The organism is Effusibacillus consociatus, assembly GCF_042652925.1.
GTDB classification, from domain to species: domain Bacteria; phylum Bacillota; class Bacilli; order Tumebacillales; family Effusibacillaceae; genus Effusibacillus; species Effusibacillus consociatus.
Map to the genome: position 1 here is coordinate 16,982 of NZ_JBHSHC010000128.1, position 19,780 is coordinate 36,761.

At 47.9% G+C, this 19,780-nt stretch carries 35 protein-coding genes; 20 read left to right on the forward strand and 15 right to left on the reverse strand.

What is annotated here, in order from left to right; genetic code table 11:
- Positions 1-41: 41 nt before the first annotated feature.
- Positions 42-257 (forward strand): DUF1450 domain-containing protein, encoded by a 216-nt coding sequence (locus tag ACFO8Q_RS18600; protein ID WP_380027800.1) that lies wholly within the window; start codon positions 42-44, stop codon positions 255-257.
- A 29-nt stretch (positions 258-286) separates the two neighbouring features.
- On the opposite strand, the gene ACFO8Q_RS18605 is transcribed toward ACFO8Q_RS18600, so the two are convergent.
- Together ACFO8Q_RS18605 and ACFO8Q_RS18610 are read right to left on the reverse strand one after the other, a co-directional pair.
- The gene (locus ACFO8Q_RS18605) at positions 287-1,483 is read right to left on the reverse strand and encodes an MFS transporter (protein WP_380027915.1); all 1,197 of its coding nucleotides are present in this window, start codon (positions 1,481-1,483) and stop codon (positions 287-289) included.
- 84 nt (positions 1,484-1,567) lie between these two features.
- Positions 1,568-3,178 carry a nitrite/sulfite reductase gene (locus ACFO8Q_RS18610; RefSeq protein WP_380027802.1) on the reverse strand — a complete coding sequence of 537 codons (1,611 nt, stop codon included), beginning with the start codon at positions 3,176-3,178 and terminating at the stop codon, positions 1,568-1,570.
- 133 nt (positions 3,179-3,311) lie between these two features.
- Here ACFO8Q_RS18610 and ACFO8Q_RS18615 point away from each other — a divergent pair, with 133 nt between their 5' ends.
- Together ACFO8Q_RS18615 and ACFO8Q_RS18620 are read left to right on the forward strand one after the other, a co-directional pair.
- Positions 3,312-3,638, forward strand: a complete 327-nt coding sequence (locus ACFO8Q_RS18615) for a YtrH family sporulation protein (protein ID WP_380027804.1) — start codon at positions 3,312-3,314, stop codon at positions 3,636-3,638.
- Entirely contained in the window at positions 3,635-4,093 is a 459-nt protein-coding gene (locus ACFO8Q_RS18620) for a hypothetical protein (protein ID WP_380027806.1), read from the forward strand. The genes ACFO8Q_RS18615 and ACFO8Q_RS18620 overlap by 4 nt, the downstream gene beginning before the upstream one ends.
- Here ACFO8Q_RS18620 and ACFO8Q_RS18625 read toward each other — a convergent pair.
- Genes ACFO8Q_RS18625 through ACFO8Q_RS18635 form a run of 3 tightly spaced genes read right to left on the reverse strand, consistent with a single transcriptional unit; the run spans position 4,083 to position 5,197 of the window.
- Complete coding sequence (locus ACFO8Q_RS18625) at positions 4,083-4,247, reverse strand: hypothetical protein (protein WP_380027808.1); 165 nt, start codon at positions 4,245-4,247, stop codon at positions 4,083-4,085. The genes ACFO8Q_RS18620 and ACFO8Q_RS18625 overlap by 11 nt on opposite strands.
- Positions 4,244-4,639, reverse strand: a complete 396-nt coding sequence (locus ACFO8Q_RS18630; RefSeq protein WP_380027811.1) for a hypothetical protein — start codon at positions 4,637-4,639, stop codon at positions 4,244-4,246. Before ACFO8Q_RS18630 ends, ACFO8Q_RS18625 begins: the two co-directional genes overlap by 4 nt.
- 6 nt (positions 4,640-4,645) lie before the next feature.
- Entirely contained in the window at positions 4,646-5,197 is a 552-nt protein-coding gene (locus ACFO8Q_RS18635; RefSeq protein WP_380027814.1) for an Hsp20/alpha crystallin family protein, read from the reverse strand.
- Between the two features lie 123 nt (positions 5,198-5,320).
- On the opposite strand from ACFO8Q_RS18635, the gene ACFO8Q_RS18640 reads away from it, so the two are divergent.
- Complete coding sequence (locus ACFO8Q_RS18640; RefSeq protein WP_380027816.1) at positions 5,321-5,749, forward strand: hypothetical protein; 429 nt, start codon at positions 5,321-5,323, stop codon at positions 5,747-5,749.
- On the opposite strand, the gene ACFO8Q_RS18645 is transcribed toward ACFO8Q_RS18640, so the two are convergent.
- The gene (locus ACFO8Q_RS18645) at positions 5,706-6,392 is read right to left on the reverse strand and encodes a DUF421 domain-containing protein (protein ID WP_380027818.1); all 687 of its coding nucleotides are present in this window, start codon (positions 6,390-6,392) and stop codon (positions 5,706-5,708) included. The two genes, ACFO8Q_RS18640 and ACFO8Q_RS18645, sit on opposite strands and share 44 nt — an antisense overlap.
- A gap of 119 nt (positions 6,393-6,511) precedes the next feature.
- Between ACFO8Q_RS18645 and ACFO8Q_RS18650 the strand changes: the two genes are divergently transcribed.
- Positions 6,512-6,745: a hypothetical protein gene (locus ACFO8Q_RS18650; RefSeq protein ID WP_380027821.1), complete on the forward strand. Its 234-nt coding sequence runs from the start codon at positions 6,512-6,514 to the stop codon at positions 6,743-6,745.
- Positions 6,746-6,772: 27 nt separating this feature from the next.
- Here ACFO8Q_RS18650 and ACFO8Q_RS18655 read toward each other — a convergent pair whose 3' ends face one another.
- Entirely contained in the window at positions 6,773-7,036 is a 264-nt protein-coding gene (locus tag ACFO8Q_RS18655; protein WP_380027824.1) for a spore germination protein GerPB, read from the reverse strand.
- 13 nt (positions 7,037-7,049) lie between these two features.
- A complete protein-coding gene (locus tag ACFO8Q_RS18660; protein WP_380027826.1) occupies positions 7,050-7,268 on the reverse strand; it encodes a spore germination protein in 219 nt (72 codons plus the stop codon).
- Positions 7,269-7,507: 239 nt separating this feature from the next.
- Here ACFO8Q_RS18660 and ACFO8Q_RS18665 point away from each other — a divergent pair, with 239 nt between their 5' ends.
- The 4 genes from ACFO8Q_RS18665 to ACFO8Q_RS18680 all read left to right on the forward strand — a co-directional run bounded on the left by ACFO8Q_RS18665 (position 7,508) and on the right by ACFO8Q_RS18680 (position 8,365).
- Positions 7,508-7,726: a hypothetical protein gene (locus tag ACFO8Q_RS18665; protein ID WP_380027829.1), complete on the forward strand. Its 219-nt coding sequence runs from the start codon at positions 7,508-7,510 to the stop codon at positions 7,724-7,726.
- A gap of 19 nt (positions 7,727-7,745) precedes the next feature.
- Entirely contained in the window at positions 7,746-7,937 is a 192-nt protein-coding gene (locus ACFO8Q_RS18670) for a hypothetical protein (RefSeq protein WP_380027831.1), read from the forward strand.
- A gap of 126 nt (positions 7,938-8,063) precedes the next feature.
- Entirely contained in the window at positions 8,064-8,192 is a 129-nt protein-coding gene (locus ACFO8Q_RS18675; protein ID WP_380027833.1) for a hypothetical protein, read from the forward strand.
- Positions 8,193-8,242: 50 nt separating this feature from the next.
- Positions 8,243-8,365 (forward strand): hypothetical protein, encoded by a 123-nt coding sequence (locus tag ACFO8Q_RS18680; protein WP_380027835.1) that lies wholly within the window; start codon positions 8,243-8,245, stop codon positions 8,363-8,365.
- A gap of 165 nt (positions 8,366-8,530) precedes the next feature.
- Here ACFO8Q_RS18680 and ACFO8Q_RS18685 read toward each other — a convergent pair whose 3' ends face one another.
- Both ACFO8Q_RS18685 and ACFO8Q_RS18690 read right to left on the reverse strand, forming a co-directional pair.
- Entirely contained in the window at positions 8,531-8,716 is a 186-nt protein-coding gene (locus tag ACFO8Q_RS18685; protein ID WP_380027918.1) for a hypothetical protein, read from the reverse strand.
- 145 nt (positions 8,717-8,861) lie between these two features.
- A complete protein-coding gene (locus ACFO8Q_RS18690) occupies positions 8,862-8,990 on the reverse strand; it encodes a hypothetical protein (RefSeq protein WP_380027838.1) in 129 nt (42 codons plus the stop codon).
- Between the two features lie 180 nt (positions 8,991-9,170).
- Between ACFO8Q_RS18690 and ACFO8Q_RS18695 the strand changes: the two genes are divergently transcribed.
- Positions 9,171-9,491, forward strand: coding sequence for a hypothetical protein (locus ACFO8Q_RS18695; RefSeq protein WP_380027840.1), 321 nt, complete (start codon positions 9,171-9,173; stop codon positions 9,489-9,491).
- A gap of 55 nt (positions 9,492-9,546) precedes the next feature.
- Here the strand turns inward: ACFO8Q_RS18695 and ACFO8Q_RS18700 are convergent, their stop codons facing one another.
- On the reverse strand, positions 9,547-10,266 hold the full coding sequence (locus tag ACFO8Q_RS18700) for a DUF421 domain-containing protein (protein WP_380027842.1): 720 nt from the start codon (positions 10,264-10,266) through the stop codon (positions 9,547-9,549).
- A gap of 172 nt (positions 10,267-10,438) precedes the next feature.
- Between ACFO8Q_RS18700 and ACFO8Q_RS18705 the strand changes: the two genes are divergently transcribed.
- The 5 genes from ACFO8Q_RS18705 to ACFO8Q_RS18725 all read left to right on the forward strand — a co-directional run bounded on the left by ACFO8Q_RS18705 (position 10,439) and on the right by ACFO8Q_RS18725 (position 14,156).
- Positions 10,439-11,446 carry a phosphotransferase gene (locus ACFO8Q_RS18705; protein ID WP_380027845.1) on the forward strand — a complete coding sequence of 336 codons (1,008 nt, stop codon included), beginning with the start codon at positions 10,439-10,441 and terminating at the stop codon, positions 11,444-11,446.
- Between the two features lie 19 nt (positions 11,447-11,465).
- Positions 11,466-11,972: a molybdopterin-guanine dinucleotide biosynthesis protein MobB gene (locus ACFO8Q_RS18710; RefSeq protein WP_380027847.1), complete on the forward strand. Its 507-nt coding sequence runs from the start codon at positions 11,466-11,468 to the stop codon at positions 11,970-11,972.
- 105 nt (positions 11,973-12,077) lie between these two features.
- Positions 12,078-12,614 carry an adenylyl-sulfate kinase gene (locus tag ACFO8Q_RS18715; RefSeq protein ID WP_380027849.1) on the forward strand — a complete coding sequence of 179 codons (537 nt, stop codon included), beginning with the start codon at positions 12,078-12,080 and terminating at the stop codon, positions 12,612-12,614.
- Between the two features lie 88 nt (positions 12,615-12,702).
- Positions 12,703-13,152 (forward strand): dual specificity protein phosphatase family protein, encoded by a 450-nt coding sequence (locus ACFO8Q_RS18720; RefSeq protein WP_380027852.1) that lies wholly within the window; start codon positions 12,703-12,705, stop codon positions 13,150-13,152.
- Positions 13,153-13,157: 5 nt separating this feature from the next.
- Positions 13,158-14,156: a phosphotransferase gene (locus ACFO8Q_RS18725; protein ID WP_380027854.1), complete on the forward strand. Its 999-nt coding sequence runs from the start codon at positions 13,158-13,160 to the stop codon at positions 14,154-14,156.
- Between the two features lie 533 nt (positions 14,157-14,689).
- Here the strand turns inward: ACFO8Q_RS18725 and ACFO8Q_RS18730 are convergent.
- Entirely contained in the window at positions 14,690-15,034 is a 345-nt protein-coding gene (locus ACFO8Q_RS18730) for a YmaF family protein (RefSeq protein WP_380027856.1), read from the reverse strand.
- A 129-nt stretch (positions 15,035-15,163) separates the two neighbouring features.
- Entirely contained in the window at positions 15,164-16,225 is a 1,062-nt protein-coding gene (mnmH, locus tag ACFO8Q_RS18735; protein ID WP_380027858.1) for a tRNA 2-selenouridine(34) synthase MnmH, read from the reverse strand.
- 148 nt (positions 16,226-16,373) lie between these two features.
- On the opposite strand from mnmH, the gene ACFO8Q_RS18740 reads away from it, so the two are divergent.
- The gene (locus ACFO8Q_RS18740) at positions 16,374-16,892 is read left to right on the forward strand and encodes a hypothetical protein (RefSeq protein WP_380027860.1); all 519 of its coding nucleotides are present in this window, start codon (positions 16,374-16,376) and stop codon (positions 16,890-16,892) included.
- Between the two features lie 15 nt (positions 16,893-16,907).
- Here ACFO8Q_RS18740 and ACFO8Q_RS18745 read toward each other — a convergent pair whose 3' ends face one another.
- Positions 16,908-17,318 (reverse strand): hypothetical protein, encoded by a 411-nt coding sequence (locus tag ACFO8Q_RS18745; protein ID WP_380027863.1) that lies wholly within the window; start codon positions 17,316-17,318, stop codon positions 16,908-16,910.
- A gap of 82 nt (positions 17,319-17,400) precedes the next feature.
- Here ACFO8Q_RS18745 and ACFO8Q_RS18750 point away from each other — a divergent pair, with 82 nt between their 5' ends.
- The 4 genes from ACFO8Q_RS18750 (at position 17,401) to ACFO8Q_RS18765 (ending at position 18,805) form a co-directional block, all read left to right on the forward strand.
- Complete coding sequence (locus ACFO8Q_RS18750) at positions 17,401-17,679, forward strand: YqkE family protein (RefSeq protein ID WP_380027865.1); 279 nt, start codon at positions 17,401-17,403, stop codon at positions 17,677-17,679.
- A gap of 32 nt (positions 17,680-17,711) precedes the next feature.
- Entirely contained in the window at positions 17,712-18,050 is a 339-nt protein-coding gene (locus ACFO8Q_RS18755; RefSeq protein ID WP_380027867.1) for a histidine triad nucleotide-binding protein, read from the forward strand.
- A gap of 1 nt (position 18,051) precedes the next feature.
- Positions 18,052-18,381 carry a DUF1811 family protein gene (locus ACFO8Q_RS18760; RefSeq protein ID WP_380027869.1) on the forward strand — a complete coding sequence of 110 codons (330 nt, stop codon included), beginning with the start codon at positions 18,052-18,054 and terminating at the stop codon, positions 18,379-18,381.
- Positions 18,382-18,475: 94 nt separating this feature from the next.
- Positions 18,476-18,805 carry a DUF2512 family protein gene (locus tag ACFO8Q_RS18765; protein WP_380027871.1) on the forward strand — a complete coding sequence of 110 codons (330 nt, stop codon included), beginning with the start codon at positions 18,476-18,478 and terminating at the stop codon, positions 18,803-18,805.
- A gap of 86 nt (positions 18,806-18,891) precedes the next feature.
- On the opposite strand, the gene ACFO8Q_RS18770 is transcribed toward ACFO8Q_RS18765, so the two are convergent.
- Positions 18,892-19,776 carry a fumarylacetoacetate hydrolase family protein gene (locus tag ACFO8Q_RS18770; protein ID WP_380027873.1) on the reverse strand — a complete coding sequence of 295 codons (885 nt, stop codon included), beginning with the start codon at positions 19,774-19,776 and terminating at the stop codon, positions 18,892-18,894.
- Positions 19,777-19,780 lie beyond the last annotated feature (4 nt).

Genomic DNA, 19,780 nt, shown 5'->3' on the forward strand with positions numbered 1-19,780 from the left:
TGCTGACGCTGACCAACGAAGGAATCAAATGGGATGGGGGTATGCAGCGGATGATCATTGAGGTTTGCGAAACGAACGAAGCTCGACAACTGATTGATCAAATCCATGCTGTATTTCCGGACGTCGAGCTCGTCATTCATCCGTGTCTCGACCGCTGCAACGCTTGTTTTTTGATTCCGTTTGCGATTGTCGATGGCGAATTGATAGAAGCATACTCGCCCGAACAGTTGCTGCAGAAAATCAAGCAGAATCTATAAACGAGTCCTCCATCGGGAAATTTACTCGCTTACTTTCCGCTTGAGGAAACCGAAAGATGCCCGGCAGTCAGCAGTTGTCTCCGGGCAAACAGTACGATTCCGGCGAAGGCAGCTGCAGCAAAACCGAACAGCAGAGGGATCTCCCCCCATCGGTATAAGAAACTTCCGATCAAAGGACCGGCGGCCATCCCCATATATCTGAAGAAATTATAGACACCAATCGCGGTGGCACGCTGACGAAGAAACGGTTCGGTCAATAATGTGGTTTGAACCGGCAGGGAAAGACCAAAGAAGAGTCCAAACAGGAAAATGCCTGCAACCAGAAGCGCAAGTGAAAATTTCGAAACAAAAACAAACAACACGATCGCCATGACATTGAAGAAAGATGTAGCAATCAGACCCTTCCGTGCATCAACTCTTTCCTGCAGCCTGCCTCCCAGAAAACTTCCTGCAACCAGCATCAGGGACAAAGGCAAAAACACCATCCCTTTTCCCTCGGCCGACAATTTATAATAACGGTCAAGAATATCGGGCAGAAACACAAGAAAGTTATAAAACGTGTAATACTGAATGAATCCCAACAGGATTACGGCCGACCCGGTGGGATGAACCAGGATGGAAAGAAAGTCACGGATTTGGAAGGAATCCCCTGCCCCCCCTTCAGGCTTTGTTTCTCGAAGATAGCGAAAATTGGCTGCAAACATAAGGACGCCGGCTGCTGCCAGCACGACAAATATTCCTTGATAGCCGAATCGGCCGCCCACGAATCCTCCAATCACCGGTCCTGCCACCGGCCCTAAAGCTACGAGCATTTGAAAGGTGCCCATTGCTCTTCCCCGCAGTTTCCCTTCAAATAAATCTCCGATGACTGTCGTGGCTACGACGGAGCCTGCAGCTATTCCCGCTGCCTGAATTGCCCGAAACACAAGCAATTGATGAATCGAATCGGAATAGGCGCACCCTATGGAAGCGAGGATATACAGTGCAATTCCCGGCAGCAGGACTTTTCGCCGTCCCTTGCGATCCGTCAGCGGTCCATAAACAATTTGCATAACAGCCAATACAATCGTAAAAATCGAGATGCTCATGTTGACAAGAAACTGGGAAGTCCGAAAGTCTGATTGAATTTCAGGCAAAATCGGGGCGTATATCGTTTGCGTAAATGGTCCAAGGAATGCGGCAAAAGCGACCAGATAGATGATGAGCTTCGGATTCACAACAGTCATCCTTTCGAGTAAAAGCAAAAGACCATCACAGCGGTAAATCATGGCTGTGTATGGTCTCTTCATTATAGTTGAAATTTTTCCTTCTTACACCGTTACTGCCAAAAACTCTTCCAGCTTTTCCTGGAATGCAGAAACACCCAGACGCTTCACGAAGGAGTGGAAGGATTCGCCTTCTTGTCTGCTTTCCTTATAAAATTTGACAAGATGTGCGATTGCATTCGGGAGTTTGTCTGCCGGAACACGGCCTTTCAACTTCGTGTTAAATTGAGCATCCGGACCGAGAATACCCCCGACAGCGAGATCGTAGGCTTCCACCATTTCACCGTTAACTTTGGTCAGAGACCCCTGCATGCCGATATCGGCAATTTGCTGCTGACCGCAAGAGTTCGGGCAGCCAATCATATGGAGTCGAATTGGCGTGTCCAGTGCTACGTGTTGATCCAGATATTCGGCAACTGAACGCATGCGCTCTTTAGTTTCCACAAGCGCGAGGTTGCAATATTCATTCCCCGTACAAGACACAGCATAGGCCATAAACGGCTTCGGGAATGGAGTTAAACGCTTTAACAGCTGTTCTTCCAACAACTCGTTCACTTTCTCATCCGGAATGTTAGCCAGGATGAGGTTTTGCGAGTTACAGGTACGGATGGAACCGTTTCCGTATTTATCCGCAAGTCGGGCCAATTCTTCCATTTCTTCGGTATAGAGACGCCCCACCGGAACGGACAATCCAACATAGTTTAAGCCAGGCTGTTTCTGCTTATGCACGCCGTAGAAATAGCTCGCACTCCATCCAAGCGTCATGTCTTTGCCTTGAGTTGGGAGAGGACCGGTAAGTTTCAACAATTCTTCACGGAATTTCTCCGGACCCCAATCAGCCACCAAAAACTTCAAGCGGGCATGATGACGCTTCTCGCGATATCCGTGATCACGGAAGATTGTTGTTACGCCAATCGCCACTTTCAACACTTCTTCCGGACGAACGAAAATATCCAGCTTCTTGGCCAAGTGTGGTTTTGCAGACAATCCACCGCCAACCATTACATGAAAGCCTTTCACTTCTTCTCCGTCAATTTCTTTGACAGCCGGAGTGAACGCCAGGTCATTGATTTCCGCATGCCCGGTATTGTACATGTTTCCGGAAATTGAGATTTTATATTTCCGCGGCAGGTTCGAGAAATCCCGATTCATGTGGAAGAATGTATGAACTTCCTCGACGATCGGGCTCGCATCCAACAGTTCATTCGGATCAATGCCCGACAGCGGATTCCCAATAATCGCGCGAGGGCAGTCGCCACAAGCTTCAATTGGAGTCAGCCCCACTTTATCCAAACGTTCGTAAATATCCGGAAGGCTTTGTACAGTCAGCCAATGGAACTGAATCGCTTGACGGGTGGTAACGTCAATCACATCGCGTCCATAGTCCCGGGCAACGCCTGCCAGTGCACGCGCCTGATCGGAATTCATGATTCCGCCGGGAACTTTCACACGCATCATGAAATAGCCATCCGACTTCGGCTTTTGCGCATATACGCCCGCCCATTTCAAAAGGCTGAGATCGTCCTCTGTTACCACTTCATACCCTTGCTCCGCAAAACGCTTCAGGTCGTTTAAAATATCGAGTCCGTCTTTTTCCAGCTTGTACAGTTCAAATTTATTTAACTTTGAAGGATCCTTTGTCCAAGCTCTTTCCACCCTTAATCCTCCCCTATTCCTACAAAAATAGTAGGATATAATCTATTTCTCTTATCATACAATCGGAAGTGCAAATTGTCTAGGGAATTTTGTGGATGGGCTTGTCATATGTTTTCACAGAGGGGGAATCGGCATGGGCTTTCTGTCGACGATAATCTTTAACTTCTGCGTAGCGTTGGGAATGGTGCTCGGTGGGTCGATGGTCGGAGCCCTCGGGGCCATGCTTACCCATCACCCTCCGATGGCTACGATGTTCAAATTGGCAGACCAGCTCAAGATATGGGCGCTGGTTGCGGCGATCGGCGGTTCAGTTGATGCATTGAAAATTATTGGAGACAGCATGTGGGATTTCAAATTTGATTCGGTCGCAAAGCAGTTCGCCTATCTGGTTTCGGCATTTCTGGGTTGTCAAGTCGGATATTATCTGGTGAAATGGATTACCGCGGGGAGAGGGATATGATGGAGAAGATCGCCATTTTCCTCGTGGGCATGGTTGCAGGGGCAACCTTTATTGTTGCGGTTAAGGGGCATGACCTGGATCACCTGTACCTGCAAAGAAACCAATTGAGACAGGAAAATAAAGAACTCCTTGAAGAAATTGATTCTCTCAAGAAAGATTTGCTGAACAGACAACGGCAAAGCATCCGGCGAGTACGTACCATTGAAGTGGAAGCAAACGCTCCCGATGAGTTTACGAAACTTGCGATTGTCAAAAATGTAAAAAATCGGACTCGTGCACTCCTGGATAAAGAATTAAGCTTCTTGGATTCGGACCCGAAATTGGTGACAGATCTGATTGAAGGTCGCATTGTAACTGTCGATAATCAGTCTTATCAAATCCGTGTGGAGGCGGTTTACATAGGTGAAACTCTTCGAATATGGGTCGAGGGAATCAAGCAAGCAGTCAGCTCTTGATTCCCTCCTCTTGTTGATCGATCCCGTTATCGTCGTTTTTCCCCTTTTCATCTTCATCTTGGCAAGAATCTCCGTGCAAAGAGACTCCGATTTGTAAAGTGCTTTCCTCTAAGGAACCGATCTGCAGGATCTTGATTGTATACGTTACATTCATGGATGCATCGCCTCCAGATAACGGAGCCGTTCATCCATCACCCGGCTTTGTTTCTCCAGCGTCTGCAGCCGTTCTTCCCATCCTTGCAGCTTATCTTTCACCTCCTGCAAATCACCTTCCAACACCTGCACTCTTTCCTTCAACGGCTTCCTGTTTGACGCTTCCTGATCTCCACCACCCGACATAATCCGCTTATCCGTTTCGTTTCCCATATGAACCCCCAAATCCAAGATTCCATTCTGAATGCTTTCCACCGTCAAATTCTCAATGTGATATTCGATCGTGCCGACTCTTGACTGTTCACGCAGTTTTTTTAGTTCTTCCTCGATCTGATCCAGTCGTTTCTTAAGCTGGAAGAGTTCCTCATACCATGGAGAATATATATCGCTCACCCCAATCTATTCAAAATCAATTGGGATTGAATTGCCACTGGGTTCCGCTTTGCTGCCTCCGTCCTTTATCAGATGCACTTCTAACAATCCATGCCGGTAATACGCTCTCGCCTTTCGTGCGAGCACCTTAACTGGAAGCGCAATTTCCCTTTCAAAGGAATTCCTTCTTTCAGAGATCAGAAACTGTTCTTTTGCGATCCCTGAATAGCGGCGACTCTGATTCCCTTTCACCACCAGCTTGTTGGGCTCGACATAAACCTTCACATCGCTGCTCTTTTCAAGTCCCGGCAGTTCCAGAACGGCAACCACTTCATTGCGGGTTTGATACAGATCAAGCCGGGGATAATTGCCTCCCGACCAATTAAAAACATTTTGGAACGGATCTGAAGGAAAATGCTGCCCATTGGCTCCCGAAACCGCTGACTGAAACCCCGGCATGTTAGGAAGTGAGGTGTTCGATCCCATCACAGATTTCATGAAATCTTCCCCAAACATTTTTTGCAGCTGTTCCCCCAGTTGTCCCAATTGACGTAAGGAATCAAACGGATTGTTGTTCATCCGGTCCACCTCCTGTGATTACCGTATGCAGACAAATGCCTATTGGTGAAAATAAAAAATGTCCGGCCAGCGGACGTACGATTTTGCACCAAGAACACCGTTTCTACATAGGAAGTAATGGAGGTGTTGGAGATTTTGCCGATTTTACAGTTGGCCAGACAAATTCAGAATTGGAACCTCAGAGTGATACAGGCTGTGCCGCCGGTACCGAGACAAATCGAAGAAAAAAAACCGGACACGGCCCTGTATTTAAGAAACAGGAAACACGTGTTCCGGGATTTTGCAGTTGCCGGCCAAAAACTGGAAAGAGCCATCCTTCTGTCCGGATTCCTCATGTACTTTCAATTAGACGTAGAGGTCCGAACCATTCTATCACTGACTTTGCATGAAGTACGTGAATTGGCCGAATTTATTCCGGAATTGGGGAGAAGGTTTCCCGACTTAAAAGAATATTATCTTCCGCTTTATCAGACTTTGTTGGAGATCGAGAAAGAAATTCTTGCCTGGTCTATTTATCTAAAGGATCAATATATACCTGTCCCTCACCGGTAATTTCCATATATCCCACATCTTCAATCTGCTGAAATCCGTTCTGCTGCAGTGTTTGCTGCAGCCACGCCTCGGACAAGCCAAGTTCCGCAAGTTTCTTCTGATCCAGCACCCCGCCTACAATGATTTCCCTTCCGGGTTTTGCTTGTTGGACTTGCAGTCCCATATCTTTTCGCGTTACGGTTTCTTTCTCTGCTTTCTTTAGAACAGACAAGCTGCCGTTTGTCTCCATAACGGCAAATTCCACATCCGCGATCGAAAAAACGTTTTTTCCCCGCAGCAGCATCCGCAGATTATCCACGTCCAACCTCAGACGTTTTAAATTCTTCTCCAAGATCCTGCCTTCTTTAATCACAGCAACGGCTTCGCCTTCCGACCATTTGCGGATTTTTCTGGACTTAACCGACAACAAGGACGCAAGAATGGAAAACGCTGCCCAGAGAACGAGTGCGACAATCCCTCTTACCACAGGCAGTTCCTGATCCGCAAGCACGGCGGCAGCGATTGAACCTGTTGTGATGCCTGTCACATAGTCAAAATAGGTAAGTTGAGAGATCTGTTTTTTCCCTTCAATTCTTGTCAAAAGAAACAGGGACAAGAAAATGATCGGTACCTCCCAGAACAATTGAATAATATCCATCCCCATGAATCATCACCCCAAGCCTTAGTATGGCAATCCGTCCAACTTCGATTCATGTTGCACCGCCGGTTATCGATGGATCATAAAGTAGGCATATACATCACTTTGAAAAAAGGGGTTTGTTCATGATATTCGACCATCCGTTTTACGCGCTGCTCCCTGCACCGCCATTAGGTATCCTGGATCCCTGCTTTCCCCAATGGGCTCGCACCAATCGTCTTGCTGCCGAGCGGGCAAGTGTCTGCAGGCTTTATGGAAACAATTCGGCGGAATGTGTTGCAGCCCGGGAGCGGTATTTTGAAGCTGCCCGTCAATATGCTTTTTGTCTCGATGACACGTGGGGACAAAATGAATTCTAACGAACAAGAACCCTACCTTTTTCAAGGCTAGGGTTCTTGTTCTACATTTAAGGGAGGTTCACCGCCTAATATGGCTTCAGGAGCCTGCACTTGAACACCATCCTCCAGGGAAGGAGTGTCTGTAATTGGAGGTGCCAGAGGCGGTCTTCCGGGCTCCTTAACCACTTCAGTTGTCTCATAAGATTCGGAATGCGCCTGGATCAGTCCGCTGCTTCCGATCTGCAAAACGGACGCCCCCCCTATAGTATTAATCGTGATTGATCCGATATGAATCGTCTGTACAACTTTCATAGTTCTCCCCATTTTACAGTCCCACTATATTTTCATCCGCAATGTCTTGATCGTTTGTATTTGTAGAGCTCACGACACTGTATGTTGACGGAAAATCTCCCGTATTGAAAGAGCCAGATCCTGCGTAAGTTTTGGCTGCAGCTTTGGGAGCGATGATGGCAACATCCCCGATATGAACCACTCCAGCGCTACCGACACTGATTACTTTTAAGGCGCCAAGGATTGCTGGCATTCGGATTCCCCCTACCTGGCACATTGGTTTCTCTTTTACTGTACGTCAAAGAACAGGGTTTGGTAACCAATTTATTTTTTATTTCATATAGATGTCTTGAAATGAAAGGAGGGCTTCTGTCTTGCCCAAACACAATACCAATGTTCAGGACTTGAGCGATATGAATATCGCCTCCGCTCTCTAATCCCATGGCACGCTATCGTGATCGTCCAAAGATGACCCGAGTAGGGATGATGAAGGTGAACCTGGTGCTGCTGGCCGGAGTCGTACAGATTGGTGACGCAGGACAAGTATCTCCATTCGTGCGGTCCTCCAGTACGGCGTTACCTCGCGGTGCACCGAGCTTTATCACACGTGCCCGCCATCTCCACACCGCCACCAGGCTCCACTTTACGGATCGGACCGACAATCAGGCAAACGATCTTAATTTTGTTGGAGATTTTATGCAGGAACCATAATCCAGAGGTGTTTTTTCAAATGTCAATCCATATCAATATGCAAGTACAAAATGGCGATATCCAAGTTGGCTATTTAAAAATCAACGCTATCTCCAATTCGGCGGTTGTCATTCTCGGGGACGCAGAAACCATCACTCCAACAGCGATTGCGACTTCTACAGGAGCTGTAGGGCCTTTGCTGGCTCCTGTTCCGACCGCTCCTCCCCGTTAACGAGAAAATGCCGGGTTAGAGGTATGACACTCGCGGAGATTTGCTCACTCTAGACGAATGTACGTTACGGCAAACACCTCCTCCGCATTTACTGGAGTAGACTACTTCAAAGGAGGCGGGCTCTCAGTGGATGGATATGTTGGCGTTTTTGGAGGCTATACCCGGTGGGCTGTCGTTTTTTTGATTATCTTTGTTCTGTTTATCCTGTTGGTTCCTGCGGCAACCACCGTTTGCACCACAACTCCCGTTTACTGAGTTGTTGAATCTGGCAACCACACATTAAGATGAGGAAAGGAGAAGTTTCCATGTACGGTGTTTTTGGAGGATATACCCGATGGGCTGTCGTATTCCTGATCATCTTTGTATTGTTCATCTTGCTTGTGCCTGGTTATGCCGGAGCAGCCGTAGCACCCGTAGTTGATCCTTGATGGACACAAATACTGCCGCATCACAAACAGGGCCCGGGGAGGAACACCCGGGCCCTGTTTGTGATGCGTAAGGAGTGTTGGAATGGCAAATGGATCGAACAGGAAAAGGGATTCTTCACGGAATCCCTTTTCATTACTGCCTGGATAACGCTTGAATCAGTAGGTTTAATAGAGTCCGCCATAAGGAACGCCAACCGCTCCGGGATACACCGCCCCTGGATATGCACCGTATGGACGAGCCACAGCCCCATAGCCATACCCCGGAACCAATAAGAAGAACAGCACAAAGATGATCAGAAACACAACAGCCCACCGAGTGAAGCCTCCGAATACACCAATTCCAGCAGTCACTTTTTTCCCTCCTCCCCTTGTATAGCTATAGTAAATTCGCGGACAAACTTTGTTGAAACGGACTGGTATCTTCGGTAAGATGTCTATATTTTATTGACAGTACATTAAAAAGGGCCGGATTCGACTCCAGCCCTTTCCCCCGGTGCTAGTAAACCGGAACTGTCTTGCAAACCGTAGCTGCTCCAGCGGGAACCAACAGGAAGAATAAGACGAAGATCACTAAAAACACAACCGCCCACCGGGTGTATCCCCCAAAGATTCCGTATCCGTCCATTCTTGCTTTCCTCCCTTTGTTGGATTGTTAACACACTCATAATTAATTCAAGGCAGGCTCGAATGGAAACGGACAGTCATCTATTTTCGCCGGGTTCGTGAATAATCAACAAAAGCGGAGCGCCGTTATGCTCCGCTTTTCGTAAGATGGTAGGGAAAATCCCAGAAAGGAGAGAGATAAATGGCTATTTCTTACAGCTACGCGAGGCAATTTATCGGGCAGCCCGTTTGTGCACAGTGTCATGACGGAATCAAGCATTATGGAATTGTCCGGGAGGTGACAACGGACGGAATCTGGCTGGAGCCTCTTCCAAGAAGAGCGGTTGTAACGGCAGGGAAAACGACAAAGGCCGAGGCGGTTACAGCAGATAAACCGGGAGCCGTAAAAGGCGAAAATGTTTATTATCCCTATCCCTATGGTTTCGGATTTGGCCGCTTCTTCTTGCCTTTCTTGGCTTTACTGGCGCTGACTCCCCTCTTGTTCGGTCCTTATTGGTGGTAAAAGCAACCGGATGACCAACGGACGCATGGCACATCCGTTGGTCTTTTGCATTCCATCAGCCTCGAGTGCGCGGGGCTCCGTGTAAATCATCACGATACTTGTCCAAGTAAAGCTTGTTTTTGGAGGTGAGCACCGCATAAGCAATATCTTTGTAGTCGTTCACCCCATGCTTGTCGAGTTCCTGCAGCAGCCAAGCCAGATCGAGACCTGCTTTTACAAGCTTTTCTGTCATTACAGTACCGTCGATGATCAATTCTACAGGAAGATTTTCTTCGGGAACCGGTGCCCGCTGATAATCTCCCAAAGTCAACGGGCGTGCCTCAGCTGCAAGAAGAACGCTTAATTCTCCGTTTGGCTCCAGAAACGCCTGTTTCACAGTCTGAATCTCGAATACGCCTTTAAGCCGGAGTTGGGACACCAGATTCTCCATTGAAATGCGGCTTTGTTCCAACATTTCTTCAAGAATCTTTCCCTCTCGAATCAATTCAAGGGCGGTTCCCCCAATTATTTTTCGCACCTTGCGGTTCTTAAGGGAAACAACAGACGTAAGAAAACTGATGAAACTGAACGCGGCAATCGCCAGAATCAAATCTGCAAGAGAAATGTGATGATCGAGGATTATGGCCCCCGTTAACGATCCGAGTGTGATATAGGTTACAAAATCAAAATAGCTCATTTGCGAAATCATTTTTTTACCCAACACAAGGGCCGACAGGAGCAACAATCCAAAACCAAGGAATGTCCGAGTCACAATATCCCCTAAATGAAACGCCATGTTCCCACCTCTGTCGATTGGCAAGTATAACCATCCAATCCGGATCAGTATTAAATTACCCTCCAGCTTCATGTACAATTCTCTGTATACACCAATCATTTCGACCTGCATACATATGACAAAGGGAGAGGTAACGCGCATTTGAATCCCCAGTGTCTGAAAGGGTGGTAGGGTGTACAGAGCCGACGTCAACCTGGACCGGTCGACCATCAAATCCATTATTCTGAGATATTATGATCTTGATGTCATTTCATTAAAAAAAGTGCGTGCCGCCTATAAGGTTGCAACCGAACACGGCGCATACGGTTTTAAAAACGCTGCCGAGTTGCCGGATCTCTCATTTATCAGGAATTGTACAGAACACATAAAAAAAAATGGATTTCCCCATTTACCCGATATTTTGCCTACCAACACCGGGGAATCCCTCGTTCAGTACGACGGGGAAATTTACTACATGGAGCAGTGGATTGACGCTGAAGAAGTATCAAAAGCAAATGCGGCCGTGATCGGAAAAATCGGCATCGCCCTGGCCGACTTTCATCACGCCGCGAAAGGTTTGCTGCCCGCTCCGGATAGTTCGCGCTTCGGCTGGGGGAAGCGCCGTGATTTTCTCAGGGATGCGTATCTGCAAATCCTGAACTGGAAGAAGCAGGACAGGACCGTACTCGGGATCGGGTTGGAGCGCCAGATGCTGGATTTTCTTCAATACCGGTGCTGGTTGGCGCATGAATATTTGAAAGAGGTTTCCTACTCCAACCTTTTGGCCGATTCTCCGGAAGCGGCGGTTCTGTGTCACGGCAGCCTCCATCATAAAAACATCCTGGTCGGCAAAGAGGAGGAGATTTGGTTTATTGATTGGGAGTCCATGATTTATGCCGAACGTGTGCTTGACCTCGCTCAACTGCTTCATTATCACGCTCCCCCTCACGCATGGAATCCCAGTGTTATTCGCCGCTTTTTCCACGGCTACCAGTCGCGTCTGTCCACCCCGATCGCCCGTGAAGAATGGAAATGCTTTTTTTCGTATTTGGCATTTCCCAGAAGGTTTTATACCTGGATGAACCGATATTTTGACACTCAGCAGCCGACAGTAAAAGCTTACTTCAAATTAAAAAAAATCATCGATCAGGATTTGGGGAAAGAAATGTTCCTGCAACAATTTCCTCCTAACCGGATCTAATAAATAAGGGGAGAAGGACTTGCAAAAAGGAGCGGTTCTCTGGTTTACCGGCCACTCGAAATCCGGAAAGACTGCGCTTACCCGATTGCTGTCGGACGAATTGCAACAAAGAGGATACCGGGTGGCACGGCTGGACAGCGACACTCTGCCTGAGGCAATCATCAAGCCCCAAGCGGATACCTGGGAAGAAAGACAGCGGCTAAAATATGAGAACCTGTCTTTTCTGTCCCGGTTATTGTATGAGTATGAAACTGTTGTTCTGATTGCTTCGGTCGGAAGATTTCGTCAGTTGCGGGAACGTCTCAGGGAACAAATTCCGGATTATCTGGAAATCTATTTAAACTGTCCTCTGGATATACGTCTGCAACGGGATGTCCAAGGCAAATATCAAACGCACAGCGATTACTTCCATTTTTATGAAGAACCCGAACGCCCCGACATTCTTCTGGAGACCGGTCAAATGTCGCCTGAGGAATGTGTTCGCTTGATTTTGCAGCATCTCAAAGACCGCGGCTATATCCACTGATATCCATTTTTTCCCCGCTCATTCGGAAAGGGTATGCAAGTCCAAACGGAGCTTATTTTATTTGAATACCCTAAATAAAGTCCGATTGAAGGGGGTTTTGGAAAGATGCAAAAAGGAGTGGTAATCTGGCTTACAGGTCTGCCGAATTGCGGAAAAACAACGATTAGTAAACAAGTGAAGAAGGAGCTGAAATCAAGCGGTTACATCGTGGAGCTTCTCGACAGTGACGAAGTGCCCCGTTCTCTTACCAAGGACTTAAGCCCTCACTGGGAAACCCGTCAAAGGGAAAAATCCACGAATTTGATCTATGTGGCCAAGCTTTTATCTAAACATAACGTGATCGTTCTGATTTCATCCGTGGGACGCTTGCGGAAAATGCGAGAATTGGCCCGTACCGACATAAAAGATTTCATTGAAGTGTACTTGAAATGTCCGCTGGATACGCGGCTTGAAAGAGATACAAATGGCAAATACAAGAGATATCCTTCTACAATCCATTATTTTGAAGAACCCGACCGTCCCGAAATTGTGATTGAGACGGACAAATCTTCGCCTGTCCAAGCGGCAAGAAAGATCCTCGACTACTTATCTGCCCGCGGCTATATATCGGTGACAGGACATGAAGGATCAAACATAAACTGATAACGATTTTAAACCGATTGTCAAACTCCGGCCGTAGTATGTCAAATTCCCCGTGGAGGAGACAAAATATTGTGTGAGGAGATTGCGTATGGACATCGTGGAAATCATTCCGAATCACCTCTATGCCGGCCGCAAATTGAATGAAAACGGTTGGAAGTTCATCGAGCAAAAAGTGCACGCCATTCTCAATCTTCGCGAGGAACAGGATAAACCTCCATTCGATTTTACCAATCGATTGCTGATCTGGACTCCTATTTCGGCTAAGGAGCCGCCGCAGCTTCATTGGGTGATTGCCGCAACAGGGATGATGAATGCTGTGCTGGATACGGGTTATGTTCTATATGTCCATGATACGGACGGAATTAACCGGCTCGGCTTTATTTTGACAGCCTTTTATATGCAGCGTTTTGGCTTGAGCCGGCATGAAGCGCTGCAAACAGTTCGCCAAAGGAAACACGACCTGAATCCGAACGAAAGGTATATGGTCTTGTTATCCCAGTTTGAAGCCTATTTGAAATCCATATCGATAAGAGGATGAGAAACTTGATTCGAGCCGAGGTGAAACTTCCTCCGGATACCGTTAAATCGTTGATTCTGAAACATTACGGCTTGCAAGTCCGTTCTCTGGAAAAAGTCCGGGCCGTTTATAAGGTGGAGACCCCTTTCGGAATTTTTGGATTCAAAAATGCGGAAGAATTGCCGGATCTCCCTTTTATTGCAAATTGTTTGCGGAAAATCAGGCAAAACGGGTTTGAGCGCATGCCTGATTTTCTTCTTTCCAACAGCAGAGAATATTTGATTGATTATGACGGGGAATCCTATTTTATGGAAGAATGGTTGGATGTCGTTGAAGTTCCGAAAGAAAGCTTCCCTTTTTTGGAGAAAATCGGAACTGCTTTGAGAGACTTTCATCATGCCGCAAAAGGTGTCATGCCCGAGCAGGCAAGCCACCGGTTCGAGTGGGGGAAACGTCAAAAATTTCTGGTCGACGCGTATTACAAAATTCGGTCCTGGAAGCAGCACCGTTCCGCCAATCCGTTGGAAGTTCAAATCCTGGATTTTTTACATTACCGCTGTTCACTCGCCTATGAGTATCTTCAGGGAGTATCGCCCGACTCGCTTTTGAAAACCTGCCCCGAGTCGGCCGTTTTGTGTCATGGCGGACTCCATCACAAAAATATTATGCTGGATCCCGATAACCAGATCTGGTTTATCGATTTTGAGACGATGGTTTATGCGGAACGGGTGCTGGATTTGGCCCAGTTTCTTCAGTATCACGCGGCTCCGTATCAGTGGAATCCGTTGATTGTCCATACGTTCCTTCAGGCCTATCAATCCCGATTATCCGTTCCGGTCAGCAGGGAAGAATGGAAGATTTTTTTCTCTTACCTGGCTTTCCCAAGAAGATTTTATAACCGGATGGTCCGGTATTTCGACAATGTTGAAGCAAGTCACGACCTGCTTCTCAAATTGCAGGAAACCGTCGACAACGACATGGCAAAACAATCGCTGCTCATACGGTACAATCCAAAAATCATATAATTCTTCCTTTTGTTTGCACCGGCTCAAGTACGCGCGGCTCCGGTTAAATTGTCACGTACTTGCGTCCAATCAGACCTGTTCCCGGATTCTATAAGAAATCGGACTCCCCGTTCAATCGAGGGAGTTGTTTCTTTTGCGGCAGATAGTGCGCCTATCCACAATCTATTCAGTTGGGAACGGAATGGTTTTTTAGAACATTAGAAAAGGGATTCCTCCTGGGAACCCCCTTTGTCAGCATGGGTTTTCGAACAGATTTTAGTAAGTTCCGGGAACCAGAAGAATAAACAGTACAAAAATGATCAGGAACACGACCGCCCAGCGAGTGAATCCGCCAAATACTCCTGCCATGAGAATCCCCCCTCTCTTGTTTTACTAGATGCCACTTCCCTTGCGTACTTTCAGTTAATTCCGGGACAAGGTTTATTGTAACTGACAATTATCTTCTGCAATCCGTCTATTTTAGTCCGATCAATCGCCCCTCTTAATCGATGCAGAGAGTCCCGTCACTTTGCAATTCTGGAAAAAGCACTTCTTCAAGGGAGGATTTCTCCGCCGGTCCTGCCGTAATAAGCATGGGTATGACCGTCAGCGAAGGAAGTTTCCCCTGCAAACTCGTGGGTGTGTCCTCCACCTGGCAGGGGAATTGCCGGTCCGGTTACGCCGCGAAACCGGTGAACATGACCATGATCAAACGTGGTCACTCCATCATAAGCATGGACATGCTCATCCACCCCGCCGGGATCCGCGGACGTAGCGCCACCCATCAGATGTGTATGGCCTTTGGCTACTGCAGTGCGAGTTGCATATTCATGAAAGTGAATCGGCCCGCCCCGCCAATGAATGTACTCCAATTCATGCCGGTGCTCCTTATCAGCCATTGTAGATCCCTCCTTTTTCGTTCCAGTAAATTCAGGGACAAATGGAACCGCAACCGACAACAGCCTATTCAAGACCCGGGCACGCATCATAAGAAAAACGCACCCCATAATTGAGGCACGTTCTAGCTATCATTCCACTACAATTCCGCTTTTTAACCCCAACTCCTCACGAATTGTCTGTTTCACCGATTCCGTGCACCGATTCAAATCAGTGGCATCCAGTTTGATAAACTCCCCCGAGTACTGCTGCATTGTATGTTTGTAGCGGGGATCATAATATTCTACGAGAAGCAGTTCAACCAAATCCTCGTACCTGTTCTCTTCCACCGCTTGCCAAGCGAATTGACGATCCTCATGGGCCAATTTTTTCTCAATGGATCGGAGCGCCCCACTTACTTTGTCCTGAAATTCCGGATCCTCGACAACATACTGATCGAGAGTCCGTTTTACGCGGATGTGAAGCGGTGCTTCCAACAGGATATGGAGTCCCTTTTGCTTCGCTTCCACCAGAAAATCCGGCATATTGACCCGCCCGATGCGTCTGCTTTCTGCCTCAATGATGATATAGGGACTCTCCGCCAATTCCTCCAGCCTCGGCAGCAGCAAAGAATCAAACATCCGTTGATTGCGCGGTTTCTCTCCAATTGACCCGAACGCCGACCCCTTATGGCCCGCCATCCCTTCCAAATCCATAACCGGTTCGCCATCAGCGGCCAGCCGGTTCAATAATTCGGTCTTTCCGACCCCGGTCATTCCGTGGAGGACAACACACTTTGCTTTCAGTTCAAAATTGGCCAGCCGGTCCGCAACACTTTCCCGATATCCCCGGTAGCCGCCTTCCAGCCTGTACACCGGCATGCCCATCAAGTCTAGAACAGTCGCTATACTCTTGCTTCGCATGCCTCCACGCCAGCAATACACAACTGGCTCCTTGTCCTCCGCCGCTTCGGAAACAGCCTTTACCAATTCGGGAAGCTTCGCCGAAGCGATCCGCAACCCCAACTCCTTGGCTTGCTCTTGGCCGATCTGCTTGTACACCGTTCCGACCTGGGCCCTTTCCTCATTAGTAAACACCGGTATGTTTACGGCTCCCGGAATGTGGGATTCCTCATACTCCCCTTCTGAGCGTACATCAATCAGCACACAATCCTTGCGTTTTTTTATCTCATCGTATCGAACATCTCGAAACATGCTACTCATCCTTTAGTTGACGGAATACTGGGTCTCTTCCACTCATTATACCGAAAATGTGCATTCCCAGCGACACCAGGCCGGTACAATCCCGAACATGCTCTCATAGGATGTGGTAACCACCTAAAGAAAGCGAGGTGAGGAACTATTGGCAAGCAAAGAACGTTGGATGAAAGCAATGGTGTTAGGGTATCTCCTGCTGTTGTTTGTCGGGAGCTTTGTATGGATTGCACTTCTGAAAAGCGGCACTTTAAACGACGCCGCATTGGGTGCAGTGAATTTGTCCCTGTTTAGGGAATTCCAATATTATGCTTTCTCAGGAGTTATCGGTGGGACTTTATATTGCTTGAGACTTTTTTACTGGTACAATATCCATGACAAACTGAACATTCACAAATGGTGGCTCTGGTACTTTCTTCGTCCCATCATGAGCGGCGGAACGGCTGTTATGACCGTACTACTGTTTCAAAGCGGAATCCTGTTGATCGATATAAGCGACTCGTTGATTCCAAAAATTGCGCTTTCGTTTCTGATTGGATATGGGTTCGGTAAGGTGATGGATAAACTGGACGGCCTGACAGAAACCTTATTTAACGGCCGCACCAATCCTGATCAACGCCCGCAGGAACCGAGCAGAACCTCGGATCCGCCCACCGGAAATATGTAAATATCTCAAAGATGACTACTCGAAATAGCGAGCCAATTCCCCGATTACTGTCTTCTGCGGATCGTCGGCCGCCTGACGTTGGCAGGTCTCGATGAAATCCCCAAAAGAACCATCGGGGATTTCTATGACTGTTTCCTTGCTGGAATCGTTGAAATCAGCTCCGTACCGGATGACAAGCAACTCCGGTTCTTGCGCCAATTGATCCCACGCCTCTTTTCGAAACGCCACATCAAAGCCTCTTCCCTCATGGCGCACCCCGATCACCACCAGAGCGCCCTGCACATCCCTGCCGGCCGCCCAACGAATGGATAAACCGGTGAACTTCTCGCCAAGACCCGCCCATTTTTCAATAAAGAATGCAGATTCAGGAATGTGCACAACCAGTCGTCCGTCTTCTGCCTGCAAGCTTTTCGGATAATACAACATACGATCGCCTCCAATTTCTCCATTATAGAATACCCTTTTTGAAACTGCTATAATGTGGATGAGTAACAACGAGGTGAGAACCATGGCGAAGAAAAATCGGCCGCGTGCAGGACACAACCTTCCCGGTACACAAGGAAAGTCCGCTGCGGACAGACCGGCTACACTCAAGGACCTGCTGGATCCGGAAATTCTGAACAAATTGAAGACCCAACAGGCGGAACTGGAAGCGGAAGAGGCACGCCGCAAAGAAGAAAAGCGGCGGCAAGAGGAAGAAGCACGAAAAGCGGAACAGAAACGTTTGGAAAACGACTTCGAGTACCTTCTCAACAAGAGCAACCAGGACTGGCGGAAGTTTAAATAAATAAAATCATACATAGGAAAAGGTGGATGGGTATGGACTGTATTTTCTGCAAGATTATCAACGGAGAAATTCCTGCAAAGAAAGTTTATGAAGACGAGCATGTAGTTGCATTTCACGATATCAACCCGATTGCTCCGGTGCATGTGTTAACGATTCCGAAGAAGCACATCACCTCAGTGTTGGACATTCAAGAAGAAGATAAGGAACTGATCGGACATCTGCATCTCGCCCTGCAAAAAGTGGCGAAAGAAATGGGTGTCGACGAGTCAGGCTTCCGCGTGATCACCAATATCGGCCAGCATGGACAGCAGACGGTGTTCCATTTGCATTATCATCTGATTGGCGGCCGCCAACTCGAATGGAAAGCGTAATATGAAACCGGAAAAGCTGCTGAGTGAAATGACGAAAGAAGAACTGCAGGAAGAGATGGAGCGGCTGAAGATGCGCGGAGTTGAACTGTTTGAGGCCGGCGACTTCGACCAAGCGATGGTGCTCCGCACCCGTTGGTACCTGGCCGCTTCCTATTTGATGGATCCAAACACCATCGAAATAGGCGGCGAATATTTTATCGAAGGGGAACCTGGCAGCATCTTTACCGTCTCCCACCTTGATGGGGTGATGGCTCACGGCACAATCTCCAGCAATCCCTTCCCGGCTGCGTATCCAATTGCAATGCTGACAAAAGAACCGCCGATTGAGTAGTTAACTGCCGGCAGCCAGCCAGGGATAAGCAATAATGTTTTCGAACAAACTACCTCATCGGCAATGAACCCTAAATCCGAAAGGTAGGATTCCAGTGAACAAATTCCTGATCAAATTCCTATTAAACGGTGCTGTCGTGATTCCGCTTTTAATCTGGTTTTCTGATGCCACTTTACTGCAAAGCGTTGTCATGGCACTACTTCTGTCGATCATCGCTTTTTTGGTTGGCGACCAACTCGTTTTGAGATTGAGTAATAACACAGTGGCGACATTTGTGGATGGGATTTTGGCTTTCGGCTTTTTGTGGCTGGTCAGAAGCATGATGGGATGGACCCTGGGGACAGGGGAGGTACTTACAATCACGGTGGGAATAGTCGTGGTGGAATGGTTTTTTCACAGACAATTGGCCGGAATTACCACCTGACCGACAATTGAAATTGGAGATGCGAGAATTCTGTTTATTGGTTAGAACGCCCCGGTGAGCTAGTCACCGGGGCTCTTAGAAGACCCCTACTTCACCTGATTCCGAAGCACTCCGATCCCCTCTATCTCTACCTCCACCACGTCGCCTGCTTGCAGTAACCGAGGCGGTTCAAAGCCCATTCCCACACCCGCCGGGGTTCCGGTGGCGATAATATCTCCCGGTTCAAGCGTGGTTCCTTCCGTGATTGTCGCTATCAATGTCGGGATATCAAAAATCATCAACGAGGTATTCGACGACTGCCGGACTTCCCCGTTGACACGCGTCTCAAGATTCAGGTTTTGCGGATCTGGCAATTCGCTTTTATGTACGAGTACCGGGCCCATCGGGCAGAATGTGTCTAAACTCTTTCCGAGCAGCCACTGGGTATGGCGAAACTGTTTGTCCCGGGCGGACACATCGTTAATAATCGTATAGCCAAACACATACTCGTAGGCCTGCTCTTTCTTCACGGACTTCGCTTTTTTTCCAATGACAATAGCCAGTTCACCCTCATAGTCGATTTTTTCGGTAACTCCGGGATGACTGTCGATATCCGCATCAGGCCCAATGACGGACGTAGGCGCTTTCGAAAACAGGATCGGATGCTCCGGGGGCTTGTCCGCTTTCATTTCCTTTGCATGTTCCACATAGTTTTTGCCCACGCAAAAAATATTTTTTCGAGGGCGGGGGATTGGAGCAAGCAGCTGCACATCGGAAACAGGCAGGATGTACTTGCTGCTCTCGGCTGATTTTTGGATCGACTGTACAAGATCGATCGCGGAATCTCCCGCTTCAATGACTTCAACCAGACTTTCCGGCAAGTTCACGGAAATCCCCAACGCTTCTTTTGCCGCATGCAAATCAAGTACTCCTTCTCCCGTCACAAGACCGATTTTTTGAAATCCATTCTGTAAAAAAGTAACAAATCTCATAAAA

Excerpts from the sequence above, each read along its gene's own strand:
- ACFO8Q_RS18600 (WP_380027800.1), top strand. The coding sequence starts at position 42 with ATGCAGCGGATGATCATTGAGGTTTGCGAAACGAACGAAGCTCGACAA.
- ACFO8Q_RS18605 (WP_380027915.1), bottom strand. The coding sequence starts at position 1,483 with ATGACTGTTGTGAATCCGAAGCTCATCATCTATCTGGTCGCTTTTGCC.
- ACFO8Q_RS18615 (WP_380027804.1), top strand. The coding sequence starts at position 3,312 with ATGGGCTTTCTGTCGACGATAATCTTTAACTTCTGCGTAGCGTTGGGA.
- ACFO8Q_RS18620 (WP_380027806.1), top strand. The coding sequence starts at position 3,635 with ATGATGGAGAAGATCGCCATTTTCCTCGTGGGCATGGTTGCAGGGGCA.
- ACFO8Q_RS18625 (WP_380027808.1), bottom strand. The coding sequence starts at position 4,247 with ATGAATGTAACGTATACAATCAAGATCCTGCAGATCGGTTCCTTAGAG.
- ACFO8Q_RS18635 (WP_380027814.1), bottom strand. The coding sequence starts at position 5,197 with ATGAACAACAATCCGTTTGATTCCTTACGTCAATTGGGACAACTGGGG.
- ACFO8Q_RS18645 (WP_380027818.1), bottom strand. The coding sequence starts at position 6,392 with ATGGGGATGGATATTATTCAATTGTTCTGGGAGGTACCGATCATTTTC.
- ACFO8Q_RS18650 (WP_380027821.1), top strand. The coding sequence starts at position 6,512 with ATGATATTCGACCATCCGTTTTACGCGCTGCTCCCTGCACCGCCATTA.
- ACFO8Q_RS18655 (WP_380027824.1), bottom strand. The coding sequence starts at position 7,036 with ATGAAAGTTGTACAGACGATTCATATCGGATCAATCACGATTAATACT.
- ACFO8Q_RS18660 (WP_380027826.1), bottom strand. The coding sequence starts at position 7,268 with ATGCCAGCAATCCTTGGCGCCTTAAAAGTAATCAGTGTCGGTAGCGCT.
- ACFO8Q_RS18670 (WP_380027831.1), top strand. The coding sequence starts at position 7,746 with ATGTCAATCCATATCAATATGCAAGTACAAAATGGCGATATCCAAGTT.
- ACFO8Q_RS18680 (WP_380027835.1), top strand. The coding sequence starts at position 8,243 with ATGTACGGTGTTTTTGGAGGATATACCCGATGGGCTGTCGTATTCCTG.
- ACFO8Q_RS18690 (WP_380027838.1), bottom strand. The coding sequence starts at position 8,990 with ATGGACGGATACGGAATCTTTGGGGGATACACCCGGTGGGCGGTTGTG.
- ACFO8Q_RS18695 (WP_380027840.1), top strand. The coding sequence starts at position 9,171 with ATGGCTATTTCTTACAGCTACGCGAGGCAATTTATCGGGCAGCCCGTT.
- ACFO8Q_RS18700 (WP_380027842.1), bottom strand. The coding sequence starts at position 10,266 with ATGGCGTTTCATTTAGGGGATATTGTGACTCGGACATTCCTTGGTTTT.
- ACFO8Q_RS18715 (WP_380027849.1), top strand. The coding sequence starts at position 12,078 with ATGCAAAAAGGAGTGGTAATCTGGCTTACAGGTCTGCCGAATTGCGGA.
- ACFO8Q_RS18720 (WP_380027852.1), top strand. The coding sequence starts at position 12,703 with ATGGACATCGTGGAAATCATTCCGAATCACCTCTATGCCGGCCGCAAA.
- ACFO8Q_RS18730 (WP_380027856.1), bottom strand. The coding sequence starts at position 15,034 with ATGGCTGATAAGGAGCACCGGCATGAATTGGAGTACATTCATTGGCGG.
- mnmH (WP_380027858.1), bottom strand. The coding sequence starts at position 16,225 with ATGTTTCGAGATGTTCGATACGATGAGATAAAAAAACGCAAGGATTGT.
- ACFO8Q_RS18745 (WP_380027863.1), bottom strand. The coding sequence starts at position 17,318 with ATGTTGTATTATCCGAAAAGCTTGCAGGCAGAAGACGGACGACTGGTT.
- ACFO8Q_RS18750 (WP_380027865.1), top strand. The coding sequence starts at position 17,401 with ATGGCGAAGAAAAATCGGCCGCGTGCAGGACACAACCTTCCCGGTACA.
- ACFO8Q_RS18755 (WP_380027867.1), top strand. The coding sequence starts at position 17,712 with ATGGACTGTATTTTCTGCAAGATTATCAACGGAGAAATTCCTGCAAAG.
- ACFO8Q_RS18760 (WP_380027869.1), top strand. The coding sequence starts at position 18,052 with ATGAAACCGGAAAAGCTGCTGAGTGAAATGACGAAAGAAGAACTGCAG.
- ACFO8Q_RS18770 (WP_380027873.1), bottom strand. The coding sequence starts at position 19,776 with ATGAGATTTGTTACTTTTTTACAGAATGGATTTCAAAAAATCGGTCTT.